Raw genomic sequence first — 14021 nt, forward strand, 5'->3', positions numbered from 1 at the left:
TTCCTTTGCCGTGGTACGTAGGTCGGATTAGCGCAAGCGTAATCCGACACGGCGGCTGATGCATCCAGGCCGGCCCTTTCCTCGTGAAAGGGCCGGCTTTTTTCATGCGCGATGTGCAGCGTCGCATGCGCATGCCCCCAGCCCTGGCTGCGGCGACTTCAGGCATAATTGCCCCTTGTTGAATTTAATCCGTCAATGGCCGGCATGGCCGTTGGTGCAGGAGCCTGTCATGTCAGTGAGTACCCGCGACGCCCTTTTGAAAAGCGCAGAGATTCACCTGCGTTCGAAAGGCTACGCCGCTTTCAGTTATGCCGATTTGTCGGAAGAAATCGGCATACGCAAGGCCAGTATCCACCACCATTTCCCCACCAAGGAAAACCTTGGCGTGGCCTTGATCACGCAATATATCGAGGTGTTTACCGAAAAGCTGCAGGCGATCGATGCGGCGCATGCCGATCCGGTCGAACGCCTGCGCGAGTTCGGCGGGCTGTTCCTGGCCAGCGCCAACGACCATTTGCTGCCGCTGTGCGGCGCGCTCGCGGCCGAAATGGCGGCGCTGCCCGAATCGCTGCAGGCCCTGGGCAGGCAGCTGATGGCGCAGCAGCTGGACTGGATGGAAAACAATCTCGTGCAGGCGGCGCAGCTGCACGGCTGGACCTTGCGGAAAGCGCCGAAGGATTACGCCTTCATGCTGCTCAGCGCTCTGGAAGGCGCCAGCTTTATCGGCTGGGCCCTGGGGCCGTCGACCGATCCGCTGGCCGCTTTCCGTTACATGCTCGACAATCTGGCGTAGCGCGGGCCAGCCCGCTCAGGCAAACAGGGCGGGTTTGGCGATCATGAGCGCGCAGATGGTCAAAAATACGGCCAGCTTTATACATAGCCAGGTTTTCAGCCTGGCGCCCGCCTGCGCGTATCCCTGTTCCATTTCTTCTTCCACCTTGTCCGCCCAAAAATGATCGATGGCTTGCGCACCGATAAAAAGCGCGAGGGACAGCCGCATCCAGCCCATGTGCAGCCAGGCCCATTGCTGCTGGTATAGCAGGACCAGCCCGCCGGCAAGCAGTATCCAGCCTGCGACGGCGATTTGCTGATGGAGTTTATGCAAGGTGTCGCGACCGGCAGGCTCGCGTATCAGGTTCAGCAGGCGCGGCGTCAGCATCATCGGCCCGATGAAGGCGATGGCGGCGACAACGTGCAGTATCAGCAGGAATGTGTAGGTGTGCATGGCGTTCTCGTATCGGCAAGGACGGTTGTTTGCGGAACGTTTAGAATAAGTTTTACTACCTACTTCCGCTACTCGCATTCATGGCAAAAACTGCAGCGCATGCGGAGCCCCGCAAACGGCCGTCCCAGGCCAGATCGGCTGCCACCGTCGCGGCGATGGTGGAGGCGGCTGCTCGCATTATCGAGGTGCGGGGCTGGGCCGCGTTGACGACGAATCACGTTGCCGAGTTGTCCGGCGTCAGCATCGGCTCCCTGTACCAGTATTTCCCGTCGAAAGAGGCGCTGCTGGCCGAACTGGTACGCCGCGAACGCGCGATGCTGCTGCACGACGTGGGTCTAGCCATGGCGCTGGAGGGTGAGCTGCCGCTCGCGATAGAACAGGGTGTGATGGCCGGTCTGGCGCACCAGTTCAGGCGGCCCGCGCTTGCCCTCGCGCTGGAATCGGCGCCGTCGTCGCCATCGTTGCAGCATGAGGACGAGGCCTTGCGGCAGGCGCTATCGGGCAAGCTCGCGGGGCTGCTGGCGCGTCATGGCGTCGCCGATCCTGATATGGCCGCCGCCGACGTGATTGCGCTGTGCCGTGGCATCATCGACGCTGCGGCGTTGCGGGGAGAAACGGATATGGCGTCGCTTGCGCGGCGCCTGGGGCGCGCCGTCCATGGCTACCTGGACACGGCGGGACCTGCCAGGGAAGCTGCCGCCAGCGCTTAAGGGAGGATGCAGCCGTCCAGGCCACACATTTCCCCGGCCGATGCGGCCAGATCCTCCTGGGATCTGGCATGCATTTTTTCCAGTGCCTGCAGGAATACCTCTTGCGGCTGCGCGCCGGAAATGTGCGTCCCATTGCCAAAGACGAACAGCGGCACGCCGGAAGCGATGCGCGAGGCGCTGCGTTCATCGTCCTGCACCTGCTGGCGCAATTGCGGTGTCGACCACGCGCGCTGCACCGCCTCGGCAGGCACGCCCGCCTGCGCCGCGAGCAGGGCGAGGGAATCGCGGTCGAACAGCGATTTTCCGTGCGAAATACTCTGCGCATACAGCACTTCAACCAGGCGCCGTTGCAAAGCCTCGTCGCTGACGGCCTTGACGAGCATGTGCGCGTCCATGGTGTCGCCAAACAGCATGGTGTCGAAGCGGTAGTCCAGGCCTTCGGCCGCTCCATGCGACTGCACCGAATACAGCATGCCCTCGGCGGCCATCGGATCGCGAAATTTTTTCAGCAAGGCGGCCTTGATCGGTTCCGCTTGATTTCCCGGTGCGATGCGGTAGGCGCGCAGCCTGACCTGCACGGTGTCCCTGTGTTCGAAAGCGGCAAGGGCCTTCTCGAAACGGCGCTTGGCGATCCAGCACCAGGGGCAGACGAAATCGGACCAGATGTCGACGACCAGCGCTTGTGTATTGTTTTTCATGGTTGCTCCTTGAGTGGCCGGCCCGGCGTGCACGCATGCCAGGCCGGCTGATGCGGTAGTATCAAGCCTTGTCGAACGCGTCCAGCACGTGGGTGCTGTAGACAACGGCGGCGCCCGCATTGAGGTTGATCGCCACGCCGAGCGCCTCGGCGATTTCCTCGGTGGTGATGCCCAGTTTCTTGGCGGCGGCAGCGTGGAAGGCGATGCAGCCGTCGCAGCGCGTCGTGACGGCCACTGCCAGCGAGATCAGTTCCCGCGTTTTCGCGTCGAGATGGTTGGTCTTGTCGCCGGCGCCGCCCAGTGCGGCGATGCCTTTCATGGTGTCGGGCGTCAGTGCGTTCAGTTGCAACGCACGCGTGTTGATGTCTTGCCGAGCTTGTTTCCAGTCTTCCATGATTTCCTCGTTATGTAGGCGCTTGCGCGCGGGTTGGTGGTTCGATGATTCCCGGGATGGGTATCAGGCTTCGATTACTTCCAGGGTGGGCAGCATGCGGATGGCCTTCGAGAAATTGGCCAGGTTGACCGACGTTTTGGTGACGGCCTGGTGCAGCGCCTCGACGCGCTCGCGCGAGGCATCCGTGCGCAGCCGCACCACGTAGCTGACTTCGTCGTAGCCGGGATTGACGTTCTCGTCCAGGCCGAGGAAGCCGCGCAGGTCCAGCTTGCCGTCCGTTTCGATTTCCAGGCTGTGCACGGTGATGCCCATGGCCGCTGCATTGGCCGCATAACCGACCGACAGGCAGGCGTTGAGGGCGGCCATCAGCAGCTCTTGCGGATTGGGCGCCGTGTTTTGGCCCAGCAATTCATGCGGTTCGTCCGAGGCGATCTCGAAATGGCGCGCATGCTTTTCGCCGCCCAGCACATAGTGGCTGACGGTAGCCACGCTGCGCGTCTGGTGTTGCCAGCGGGTCTTGACGTTGAAACGCGCCTCGCCCTTGTCGGGATGGCCGGCCACGCCCTGCGCGAATTGCTGCAATGCTTGCACGTTGATGCCATTGAGCATATTGCTGGCAGGCGCCGCGCCATACGCGGGATAGTCGGTATAACCGTGGGACGGGGCGCCGCTGGCGCCGTAATAGGTCGAGCGGTCGCTGTCGGCCAGCGGCCAGTTGTTTTGCATGCGCTCCACCAGATCCGGGTTGGAAATGAACGGCATGCCGAAGGCGATCAGATCGAGGTCGCCTTTTCCCAGTTCGCTGCGCGCCAGTTCCTGCGTGAAGCCGCCCGCGCCGATCAGGGTGCCGTGATAGTCCTGGCGGAATTGCGCGCCAAAGCCGGCTGGCACTTGCGCCGCCGTGATGGTCGGCTGGTAATTCAGGTGCACATAGGCCAGCTTCCTCGTATCGAGTGCCTGCGCCACGCTGCTCCACACCTGCGCTTCATCGGCATAGGCGCGCATGTCGTACAGGCGGCCGAATGGGGAGATGCGTACGCCGACCTTGCCGCTGCCGATGGCGGCCGACAGCGCGTCTATGGTCTCGAGCAAAAAGCGCTGGCGGTTGGCGATGCTGCCTCCATACTGGTCGGTGCGCGTATTGACGGCGCTGCTGAGGAACTGGTCGAACAGGAAGCCGTTGGCGGCCATGATCTCGATCCCGTCAAAGCCAGCGTCGATAGCGACTTTTGCCGCATGCACGAAGTCGGCGGTGACGCGGGCGATCTCGTCGACGGTCAGTGCGCGCGGCACGCTGGGCAGTACCGGTCCCGCCTTGCCTGGCTCGATCCAGGCGTAGACGGTGGTGTTTTCCGCCGCCACGTCGCTGGGGCCCACGGGCGCCACATTGCTTGGCTGGATAGACACGTGCGACATGCGGCCCACGTGCCACAGCTGGGCGAAGATCTTGCCGCCTTTGGCGTGCACGGCATCGGTGACCTGGCGCCAGCCCTGGCCCTGTATGTCGCTATGGATGCCCGGCGTGTACAGATAGCCGCGGCCTTCATCGGAGACGGGCAAGCCCTCGGTGACGATCAGGCCGGCCGAGGCGCGCTGGGCGTAATACAGGGCGGTGAGCGCATCGGGATTGTTTTCAAGCGTGCGCGTGCGCGTCATCGGCGCCATGACGACGCGGTTGGCCAGGGAAATGCCGGACAGGTCATAGGGGGTGAACAGTTGATGCATGTAATGCCTCGCAAAGGTCGAATGCGCCGTGGCGCGAAAAGATTGCCGGGTGAAATACCGGGTTCGAAACAAGTCTACCATCTAGTAGGTAGGTAAGTCAATCGGTCGCATTGCCGGCAAAATCGCTATGATGCGGCTTTGCACGGGACGATACGGATGATGGCCATGAAGAAGCGCCTGATGGCGGGCCTGGGCGCGCATGCGCTGGGCTGCCTGTTGTTTATTGTGTTGAGCTGGCTGGGATTTTTCCTGTACACGCAGCTGTTCGGCAGCCTGGGCTCGCGCGGCGTGGCCGGCGGCCTGGCCTTGCTGCTGGTGTTTTACGTGTACGCGGGCACGAATCTGCTGCTGGCGCTGCTGCCGCCCGGCTGGTGGAAGCCTGTGCTGTGCGGCTTGTTGGGTGCGGCCGTGCTCGCGTATCTGCTGCCCCAGCATCCGCTGCGGGCGATCTACTTCAGCGTGCTGTCGGGCGGCTTGAGCTGGCTGGCCGTGCTGGCCAGCGCGCGTTTAAGCCGATATCTGCGCGGCTGACAGGCTGTCGATGAAAGCGGCGACGGCTGCGGCCGACGCTTCCGGCGCGGCCTGCAGCAGCATGTGCGGCGCGGCGATGTCGACCAGTTGCGCGCCCGCTGCCTGCCGCAGTATCTGCACGGCGTTCGCGGGCGGCACCAGGCGGTCGTGGCGGGCGCGCAGATACAACACGGGCAGGCTGCCGCGCGCGAAGCTGCGCGAGGCGTCCGTTTCCAGTACCGCGCGCAGGCGCTGGCGCAGCGTTGCCGGTGGCACTTGCGCCAGCGCGGCGGCCAGTTCATTCTGCAACTGCGGCGTGGAGTAGGGCGCCAGCAGCGCCTGGCGCAGGGCGAAGCCGGGCATGGCGCCAAAGGGCACGAGGCCGAGCAGGTGGCGCAGCGGCGCCAGCATCGGGCGCGGATTGCGCACGAACGAACAGCACAGGACCAGGGCGCGCATGCCGGGCGGCGGATCGGCGCGCAAAGCCGCCCCCAGCGGTCCGGAAAACGATTCGGCCAGCACGACGAAAGGGCGGTCCTGCGGCAGGCGCTCGCGCACGAATGCTTCCAGCGCCGCATAGTCGAGTGGCGCGGACGGATAGGCGATGGCCAAGGTGTCGATGGCGCTGTGCGCGCGCAAGGCGGCGTCGAAATGGTGGAACAGACTGGCCGTGCCATCCATGCCGGGCAGGAGGACGAGCAGTGTCGAAGCGGTAGGAGAGATGGTCATTGCAGCCATCATAACAGCCGCGCCGGCGCACGCGCCGCCCGCCAGCCGCACGGCATGGGGGCTGGCGCCATGCTAGAATCGCCGGCGCGCCATGCGTGGCCGCAAGAGCGGCCAAATCCCCGACAGACAGAATCATGCATATCATTTTTTCGAATTACCGCACCCTGGGCGGCGCCTTGCTGGCAGCGGCCTGCATCCTTTCCCAGCCCGCCCGCGCCACGGCGGCGCCCTCGGCGCCGGCCGGGAAAAGCCTGTCGTCCTTGCTGGCCGGCGGTCCCTTGCCGCGCCTGAGCGAAGACCCGCAGGTGCGCGCGGCCCTGTTCGATTTCTTCGGTTACGCGCGCGGCAGTTACACGGAGGACGATGAACTGCTGCTGGCGCAGGCGCTCGAAGCGATCAGCGAAAAGCGCGACGCCACGCGCACCGTGCTGGCCGACGGCCGCCAGTTGCTGGCGTCGATGAATGACCGCAAGCAGGGCCGCGAACGCGGTGCCATGCTGCTCGACAAGCGCGGCGCCATCATCGCCTTTGGCCTCGTCAACGGGCATTGCCGCCTGGAGGGCCAGCCGCTGGCGAAGGTCTGCAATCCCGATCCGAACGCCGTACTGACCGTGTTCCACCGCAAGGGCATGCTGGTTGGCGATGCGGCGCCCTTGCTGGCCTGGGCCCGGCAATTGCCGCCCATGCTGGCGCTGATCGCGGGCGACAAGGAAGCGGGCGCCGACGGGCAAAAGATCGCCACCGTCGAATATGTGCTGGCGCAGCCGGCCCTGCCGGGCTGGAACCGTGCCCAGCTGCCGCCCGCGTATCCGCCGGCGCTGCTGCCGCTGCTGCTCGATAAATCCACGGTGCTGACGTCGGCCGGCGCGGGCGTGTTTGCCTATCCGCTCACCTTGAAGGGCAAGAAACAGAATAATGTGCTCGACCATGCGGAAGGCCGCCCGCCGCGCGACCTGGAAGTGGCGCTGCGCAGCTATGCCAGTTTCGACACGGTGGTCGAGCGCTATCGCCAGCTGGCCAAGGGCGCCCGGCTGCAGCGCAATGAGCGCACGGCCTACCTCGATGGCAACATGGGGCAGGGCAGCTACCGCGTCTATATCCGCAACACGGGCGCCGATGGCGTGATGATCGACGTGGCTTTGTGGCAGCGCAAGCTGGCCGCCAGCCGCTGATCTAGCAGGGACCTGGCTGCTCGTAGCCTAGTTGCGCCAGCTGCGCGGCGATGGCGTCGTCGCGGGTTTTTTTGCCCGTTCGCAGGCGCGCATGCGTGAGGGACGCGGGCAAGCCATGCGCCAGCAGGGCGTCGATGTCGAGCATGGTTTCCGATGCCGACAGCTGGCGCAGGGCGGGCAGGGCGGCGAGGCCGGGCAGGCTCTCGAGCGTCTTGCAGGTGTGCAGATGCAGGCGCTCAAGCACGGGATTGGGCCCCAGCGCGATTTGCCGCAGCTTGATCTGGTCTTCCACCCATAGCGCCTGCAGCAGCGGGAAGCGGCCGATGTCGCCCAGGGTTTCCAGGCCGCGCACGCGTATCACTTCCAGTTTCCGCAGCAGGGGCGCCTCGATGTGCGCGAGCGACTCGCGCCCGCCCAGCTGCAACAGCAGCCTGTCCAGGCGGGCCATCTCCGAGATGAAATCCAATGGCACCTTGTTCTTGATGCGGTACAGCGACAGCTCGTGCAGCGCCGGCAGGCCGGCTACGGTCTCGATATGCTGGTCGTGGCCCTCGATGACCAGGCTGGCCAGCTGCGTGTAGTGGCGCAGCGGCGCCAGGTCGATATTGTTTTTGGCCGACTCGCCCAGGTTCAGGTATTCGAGGCCGCGCAAATTATCGAGCTGCAGGATGTCGGCCTGCGCCAGCTTGTACACGCCCAGGCTCAGGCGCTTCAGGTGGCGCAGCTCGCCCAGGGTTTCCAGATGGATGGCTTGCCAGTGGCAGTCGATGGACAGGCTGGCCACATGCGGCAGCGCGCGCAGGATGCGGGCGTCGAACACCCTCGGGTCGTAACCGTAGATGCGGATGGTCAGCGCCGTGCCGCAGGTGGCGGCCAGGGCGTCGAGGTCGGCCAGCAGCGGCTCCGGCTCGCCCAGGGTATCGAACTGCACCAGTACCTGCTGGCCGCCCGCGATGGCGGCGCGGATCGCCCTGGCGTCGATGCGTTCGGGATTTTGGATGCGTAGCGGCTGTGTTGCTTGCGTCATGGTCATAGTCCTATCGGGTAGTCCACTTTCCTGGGAGGAGGGCAGCCTTCCGGCCCCGGAAACGTTTGCTTGCCCGTGTCGTCGTAGCGCTTGCCGCACTCCACGAGCACGCGCTTGCGGAAGGTGTAGATGCTGGCCACCTTGCCATTCGGGTGGTAGCAGATATTGTCGCCGTCGCGGTCGGACGAAGCATAGCTGATCATGGTCTCGCCGTTGACCGTGCGCGTGCTGTGGCCGCTGCGCGGCTCCGTGCATTTGAGCTGGCCGCTTTCGTAATAGACGTTCAAGACCGAGGTGTCGGCGGCGCGGTCGACCAGCAGTTCATCCTTGCGCTTGCCGTTCGGGTAGTTCGAATAGCCTTCCTGGCGCTGGCCGTACTGGAAGGCGTAGTAATACTGCGGCTTGCCGTCCGGGTAGTACATATGGTGGTACTCGCACACGTCGTCGCGCGTGCTGCCGTATTCCTTGAAGGTGCAGCGGTGGATGTCGTTGAGCAGCTGGCCGTCTTCATAGTATTCGCGCAGGTGCGTGAGCAGGCGGCCCTGGTCGATGACGGCCAGCCGCTCCGGCTTGCCGTTCGGGTAGTAGCGCGCGTCCAGGCCCTGCTTCTTGCCCATCTCCCACAAGGTATCGAGGCGCAGGATCTTGCCGCTGTCGTCGAATGCCTGTTCACGCCCATCGAGCTGGCCGTTGCGGTAGGTGGCCGTGTAGACCACGTATTCCTTGCCGGCCGGGCCCAGATAGCGCGTGCGGCTGCCTTCGAGCACGCCGGCCTGGTAATGGTCGCGCAGGCGCAGCGCGCCCTGCGCATCCGTGTCGATCGCTTCGCCCTGTTTCTTGCCTTGCACGAAACTGACGCTTTGCGTGGCCTTGTCCTTGAGCTTGAGTTTCCACGGACCGTCGCGCAAGCCTTCGATGAAGCTGCCGTCGCCGTCTTCCGTGATCCATGCGCCATGGCGCGAGCCGTTCACGTAGTTGCCGCGCGTTTGCAGCTTGCCGCCCATGCGGCGTTCGTGCGGGCCGTTCAGCTGGCCGCCCGCGTAGGTGTCGAAGCCCGTCACTTCCTCTGCATCGGCATAGTTGACGACCGTCCAGCGGCCTTCGCGCTTGCCGGCCCGGTACATGCCGCTCTCGCTCTGTTTTGGGTAATTGAAGTACCACATGCCTTCCTGCAGGCCATCGACGAAATGGCCTTTTTCGCTGCCTTCGTGCATGCCTTCGCGCACCCACAGGCCCTGGCGCTTGCCTTTCGCGTACTGGCCCCGCTCGACCACCGAGCCGTCGTCCCAGGCCAGGCTGTAGATGACGGAAGGGCCTTCCTGGCTGCCCGTGAACTGCTTCGGCGCCGTTTCCCATGTCACTTGCCACAGGCGGTAATTGCGCAGGATGCCGGCGCCCGCATCGCTGTACAGGGTGTAGCTGGCGGTGAGAAAACGGTCGCCTTTCTTCTCGAAGGTTTTCTTGTAGATGATGGCGTCCTGGCTGCCAGCCTCCACGGGCTTGCCCTCGTCGCTGTAGTAGCCGACGACGGTGCCCTGCGTATGGTCGATGGCGTCGAAGTCCGCATTGCCGCTCTTGCCGCGCGCGACGCTGTAGTCCATCGGCGCCAGCTTGGCCAGCGCCGCCTTGACCTGGCCCGCGTTGGGCGCGGCGCTTTGCGCCACGATGCGGTTCAGGGCCGGCTGCAAGCCGTCGAGGCGCCGGTACTTGCCGGAGCTGCGGTGGTAGCGGTAGGCGCGCAAGCCGTTCTTGCCGTCCTGCCGGAACAGCACCAGCATGGTTTGCACGCTGTCGTCCGACTCCTTGTCCAGCGAGGCGTAGAAGACGGAACGGATAACGGCGTTGCCGAACTGGTCGAGCAAAATGGGTTTCGAGCTGTCGCTCTTGCATTCGCAGTAATAGCCGTTGACGCCCTCTTTTTCCTTGAGAAAGGCGATGTCGAAGCCGCTGTCCTGCGAAGCGGTGATGGCGGGATGGGCGAGGGTCTTGCCTTCGTAGAAGGGCGCGCCGTGGGCGAAGGCGGAGCAGAGCAGCAAGGGCAGAAGCAGACGTTTCATCGTGAGGCTGGCGCCGGGGCGCCGCAATGGAAAGGCCACGATTCTGCCTGCGTTCTTACTTGCGGGCAAATGGGCGCGCGTCTATTGTGTGCGCGCCCTTGTTCAGGGCTGGTGCGCGGCGCAGAAGTCCAGTAGCAGCTGTTCGCCGTCCGGCCACGGGCCGTAGCCGGCGTCGCCGTTGATATGGCCGGCGTCGCCGATCATGGTGAAATCGCTGCCCCAGGCGGCGGCAAACGCGCGTGCCCGCGCGAAGCTGACGTAGGGATCATCGCCGCTGGCGACCACCAGGCTGGGAAACGGCAAGGCTTGCAGCGGCATCGGCGCAAAGCCCGTCGTGCCGGTGGGGTAGGAGGGCGCGTCCACATCGCTGGGGGCGACGAGGAAGGCGCCTGCGATCTTGTGCGGCGAGCCGCTGGCAGCCCAATGGGCCACCAGCGTGCAGGCCAGGCTGTGCGCCGCCAGCACGGGCGGGCGCTCGCAGGCGGCGATGGCGCGGTCGAGCTCCGCCACCCATTCGTCCTTGTCCGGCGTCTGCCATTCCCCGTGCGGCACGCGCGACCATTGCGGGTGGCGCGCTTCCCAATGGGTTTGCCAGTGCTGCGGCCCGGAATTCCACAGGCCGGCCAGGGTCAGGACCAGAGGCGACATCATTTCTCCTTTTGAAATTGAAATCAGAGCTCCGTGCGTAAGGCGAAGAGCTCGGGGAACAATACCACGTCGAGCATCTTGCGCAAATAGCTGACGCCCGCCGTGCCGCCCGTACCCGTCTTGAAGCCGATGATGCGCTCGACCGTCGTCACATGGCGGAAGCGCCAGAAGCGGAAGGCCGTTTCCAGGTCGACCAGCTTTTCGGCCAGCTCGTACAGGGCCCAGTGTTTCGACGGGTCGCGGTAGACTTCCAGCCACGCCGCCTTGACGGAGGCGTCGGTGCTGGTCGGCAAGGTCCAGTCGGCATCCAGGCGCTCGGGGGCGATATACAGGCCGCTGCGCGCCAGCAGCTTGATCGACTCGTCGTAGACGGAGGGCGTGCGCAGGGCGGCGTCGAGCACCTTGTAGGTGTCCGGCGCCGTCGTGTGCACGTTGAGCAGGGCGGCGTTCTTGTTTCCCAGGATGAATTCGATCTCGCGGTACTGGAAGGACTGGAAGCCGGACGAGGCGCCCAGGTAGGGACGGATGGCCGTGTATTCGGGCGGTGTCATGGTGGCCAGCACGTCCCAGGCGTGCACCAGCTGGTCCATGATGCGCGCCACGCGGGCCAGCATTTTAAAGGCGGGCGCCAGGTCGCCGCTTTGCAGGTTGGCGCGCACGGCATGCATTTCGTGCAGCATCAGCTTCATCCACAATTCGCTCGTCTGGTGCTGCACGATGAACAGCATTTCGTTGTGATTCGGTGACAGCGGATGCTGGGCCGTGAGGATGCGGTCCAGCGCCAGGTAGTTGCCGTAGCTCATCGATTCGCTGAAGTCCATCTGCGCGCCATGCCACTGCGCATCCTGGCCGCCCGCATGCATGGGGCAGCCGCTGGTGTTTTCCTTGTTCATATTCTTGTCGTCGCTCATGGGGGGATTCAGGTGACGGCATCGCGCTTGGCGGCGATGTCGTAGGCTAGTGTGTCGAGGATGTCGCGCAGGATTTCCACGGCATCCCACACGTTGGCAAAGCTCGTGTACAGGGGCGTGAAGCCGAAGCGCATGATGGCCGGTTCGCGGTAGTCGCCGATCACGCCGCGCGCGATCAGTGCCTGCATCACGGCATAGCCATGCGGGTGCGTGAAGCTGACCTGGCTGCCGCGGCGCGCATGCTCGCGCGGCGTGACGAGACCCAGCGGATGGCTGGCGCAGCGCTGCTCCACCAGCGCGATGAACAGGTCTGTCAGGGCCAGCGACTTGCGCCGGATGGCTTCCATGCTTGTTTGCGCAAAGATATCGAGGCCGCATTCGACGAGGGCCAGCGAGAGTATCGGCTGCGTGCCGCACAGGGCGCGGGCGATGCCGTCGGCGGGCGCGAAGCCCGGGTCCATGGCGAACGGCGTGGCGTGGCCCCACCAGCCGGACAAAGGCTGGCGGAAGCGTGCCTGGTGTTTTTGCGGCACCCAGATGAAGGCGGGCGAGCCGGGGCCGCCATTCAGGTATTTGTAGGTGCAGCCGACGGCCAGGTCGGCGCCGGCGCCGTTCAGGTCCAGCGGCACGGCGCCGGCCGAATGGGCCAGGTCCCACAGCGCCAGCGTGCCTTGCGCGTGGCAATGGCTGCTGATGGCGGCCATGTCGTGCTGGTAGCCGGTGCGGTAGTTGACGTGCGTGAGCATGGCGACGGCGCAATCGGTATCGATCGCTTGCGCCAGTTCCTCGGGACTGTCGACCAGGCGCAGCTGGTAACCGCGATCGAGCCAGGCGGCCAGGCCTTGCGCCATGTACAGGTCGGTGGGGAAGTTGCTGCGTTCGCTGACGATGATGCGCCGCGCGGCATGCGCGGGATCGCTGGCCTGCATCTGCAGGGCGGCGGCCAGGGCCTTGAACAGGTTGACGGAAGTGGTGTCGGTGATCACCACTTCGCCCGTGCCGGCGCCCAGTAGCGGGGCCAGGCGGTCGCCCAGGCGCTTGGGCAGGTCGAACCAGCCGGCCGTATTCCAGCTGCGGATCAGGTCCGTGCCCCATTCTGCCGTGATGACGTGCTGGGCGCGGGTCAGGGCCGCTTTCGGCCGCGCGCCCAGGGAATTGCCGTCGAGGTAAATCACGCCTTGCGGCAAGTCGAATTGCTGGCGCAAGGGCGCCAGGGGATCGTCGAGGTCGCGTGCGCTGCAGTCATGTCGAGAAATCATGGTGGCTTTCATATTGATACTTGTCTCAGTGGCACGATATTGCTTGAAGCTTAAAGTATTGTGCGGAAGCAGGCAGTGTAGCAAATCCACGCCGGAAAGCGGCATTTCCGCGTTCGAGGAGGCGCGCGAAGTGCCAGCCTGCGGGGCGTCAACGAAAAAAATCACGATTTTTAAAAATATTTTCAAATAACCCTAAAGTTTCGCCAGGCGCCGCCGTCAACGATTACATGAACGGTGTCAAACCGGCCAAAAAAGAATGCAGGTTTTTGAAATATTTTTCAAAAAAGCCCTAAAGTTCCTGCCAAGGCAGCCGTTATCTAGGTAGACAAGCTTGATTCCGATCAAGTTGTTGTAAAAAAGTGATATTTTTTACAGGCCAAAAATTGGCTAAATCCGGCATACAGCCAACCACAGACATCCGCGCCGATACTGGCGTGCGACCATGATCGAGCAGTGTTTGTCAGACAAACACCTACGATCCCATCCGCTATTCCCCGACCAAAAATACAGCGCTGCGCCTCTGTTGCGTTTAATGTTGCTCCTGCAGAATGTATCTCACTGGCAACAAACAATGCCAGCTGAATTCAACGGATTGAGGAGATGGAAATGACTGCTAACGACATGATGGCTGAGATTCGCGACGCTAACCTGAGCTACCTGATGCTGGCCCAGCAAATGATTCGTGCGGACAAGGTAACGGCCATCTTCCGTTTGGGCATCGCCGCCGAAATCGCCGAACTGATCGAAGGCATGAGCAATGCGCAGATCCTCAAGCTTGCTGGCGGCAACATGATGCTGGCCCGCTTCCGCTTCGACGACAGCGCCATCCTGGGCATGTTGACGAACTACAATAAAGACCGTTCGCTGGCCCAGTCGCATGCAGCCATCTTAATGGCTGGTCAGGGCGTCGAAGAAATCGCTTGATGCAACAACCTTCAGTCAGTATCAGTCAGTAG

Annotated in this window: 15 protein-coding genes and 1 pseudogene; 5 read left to right on the forward strand and 11 right to left on the reverse strand. The window is 63.9% G+C overall.

The features are described from left to right. Positions 1–229: 229 nt before the first annotated feature. Complete coding sequence (locus SKZ59_RS18595) at positions 230–793, forward strand: TetR/AcrR family transcriptional regulator (RefSeq protein ID WP_319992590.1); 564 nt, start codon at positions 230–232, stop codon at positions 791–793. A 15-nt stretch (positions 794–808) separates the two neighbouring features. Here SKZ59_RS18595 and SKZ59_RS18600 read toward each other — a convergent pair whose 3' ends face one another. Beyond that, entirely contained in the window at positions 809–1225 is a 417-nt protein-coding gene (locus tag SKZ59_RS18600) for a hypothetical protein (RefSeq protein WP_319992591.1), read from the reverse strand. Positions 1226–1305: 80 nt separating this feature from the next. On the opposite strand from SKZ59_RS18600, the gene SKZ59_RS18605 reads away from it, so the two are divergent. Then, on the forward strand, positions 1306–1935 hold the full coding sequence (locus SKZ59_RS18605) for a TetR/AcrR family transcriptional regulator (protein ID WP_319992592.1): 630 nt from the start codon (positions 1306–1308) through the stop codon (positions 1933–1935). Here SKZ59_RS18605 and SKZ59_RS18610 read toward each other — a convergent pair. The 4 genes and pseudogenes from SKZ59_RS18610 to SKZ59_RS18625 all read right to left on the reverse strand — a co-directional run. Further along, complete coding sequence (locus SKZ59_RS18610; RefSeq protein ID WP_319992593.1) at positions 1932–2633, reverse strand: DsbA family oxidoreductase; 702 nt, start codon at positions 2631–2633, stop codon at positions 1932–1934. The genes SKZ59_RS18605 and SKZ59_RS18610 overlap by 4 nt on opposite strands. A 61-nt stretch (positions 2634–2694) precedes the next feature. Then, positions 2695–3027: a carboxymuconolactone decarboxylase family protein gene (locus tag SKZ59_RS18615; protein ID WP_319992594.1), complete on the reverse strand. Its 333-nt coding sequence runs from the start codon at positions 3025–3027 to the stop codon at positions 2695–2697. Positions 3028–3090: 63 nt separating this feature from the next. Next, positions 3091–3636: an OsmC family protein gene (locus SKZ59_RS18620; protein WP_319992792.1), complete on the reverse strand. Its 546-nt coding sequence runs from the start codon at positions 3634–3636 to the stop codon at positions 3091–3093. Positions 3637–3657: 21 nt separating this feature from the next. Further along, a pseudogene (locus SKZ59_RS18625) lies at positions 3658–4752 on the reverse strand (alkene reductase); the annotation flags it as partial. Between the two features lie 165 nt (positions 4753–4917). On the opposite strand from SKZ59_RS18625, the gene SKZ59_RS18630 reads away from it, so the two are divergent. Next, positions 4918–5283, forward strand: a complete 366-nt coding sequence (locus tag SKZ59_RS18630) for a hypothetical protein (RefSeq protein ID WP_319992595.1) — start codon at positions 4918–4920, stop codon at positions 5281–5283. On the opposite strand, the gene SKZ59_RS18635 is transcribed toward SKZ59_RS18630, so the two are convergent. Next, a complete protein-coding gene (locus tag SKZ59_RS18635; RefSeq protein WP_319992596.1) occupies positions 5260–5991 on the reverse strand; it encodes an alpha/beta fold hydrolase in 732 nt (243 codons plus the stop codon). The genes SKZ59_RS18630 and SKZ59_RS18635 overlap by 24 nt on opposite strands. 134 nt (positions 5992–6125) lie before the next feature. Here SKZ59_RS18635 and SKZ59_RS18640 point away from each other — a divergent pair, with 134 nt between their 5' ends. Continuing rightward, positions 6126–7163 (forward strand): hypothetical protein, encoded by a 1038-nt coding sequence (locus tag SKZ59_RS18640; RefSeq protein ID WP_051991956.1) that lies wholly within the window; start codon positions 6126–6128, stop codon positions 7161–7163. 1 nt (position 7164) lies between these two features. On the opposite strand, the gene SKZ59_RS18645 is transcribed toward SKZ59_RS18640, so the two are convergent. The 5 genes from SKZ59_RS18645 to kynU form a co-directional block, all read right to left on the reverse strand. Continuing rightward, positions 7165–8190 carry a hypothetical protein gene (locus tag SKZ59_RS18645; protein WP_319992597.1) on the reverse strand — a complete coding sequence of 342 codons (1026 nt, stop codon included), beginning with the start codon at positions 8188–8190 and terminating at the stop codon, positions 7165–7167. 2 nt (positions 8191–8192) lie between these two features. Beyond that, entirely contained in the window at positions 8193–10247 is a 2055-nt protein-coding gene (locus SKZ59_RS18650; protein WP_319992598.1) for a hypothetical protein, read from the reverse strand. Between the two features lie 102 nt (positions 10248–10349). Beyond that, on the reverse strand, positions 10350–10895 hold the full coding sequence (locus SKZ59_RS18655) for an alpha/beta hydrolase (RefSeq protein WP_319992599.1): 546 nt from the start codon (positions 10893–10895) through the stop codon (positions 10350–10352). 23 nt (positions 10896–10918) lie between these two features. Beyond that, positions 10919–11806 carry a tryptophan 2,3-dioxygenase gene (gene kynA, locus SKZ59_RS18660; protein WP_070306140.1) on the reverse strand — a complete coding sequence of 296 codons (888 nt, stop codon included), beginning with the start codon at positions 11804–11806 and terminating at the stop codon, positions 10919–10921. 8 nt (positions 11807–11814) lie between these two features. Continuing rightward, a complete protein-coding gene (gene kynU, locus SKZ59_RS18665) occupies positions 11815–13065 on the reverse strand; it encodes a kynureninase (protein ID WP_319992600.1) in 1251 nt (416 codons plus the stop codon). 606 nt (positions 13066–13671) lie between these two features. On the opposite strand from kynU, the gene flhD reads away from it, so the two are divergent. Next, on the forward strand, positions 13672–13989 hold the full coding sequence (gene flhD / locus SKZ59_RS18670; protein WP_034758381.1) for a flagellar transcriptional regulator FlhD: 318 nt from the start codon (positions 13672–13674) through the stop codon (positions 13987–13989). Positions 13990–14021 lie beyond the last annotated feature (32 nt).

The sequence above is a fragment of the Janthinobacterium sp. GMG2 genome (assembly GCF_033949445.1).
In the GTDB taxonomy this organism is placed as follows: domain Bacteria; phylum Pseudomonadota; class Gammaproteobacteria; order Burkholderiales; family Burkholderiaceae_D; genus Janthinobacterium; species Janthinobacterium aestuarii.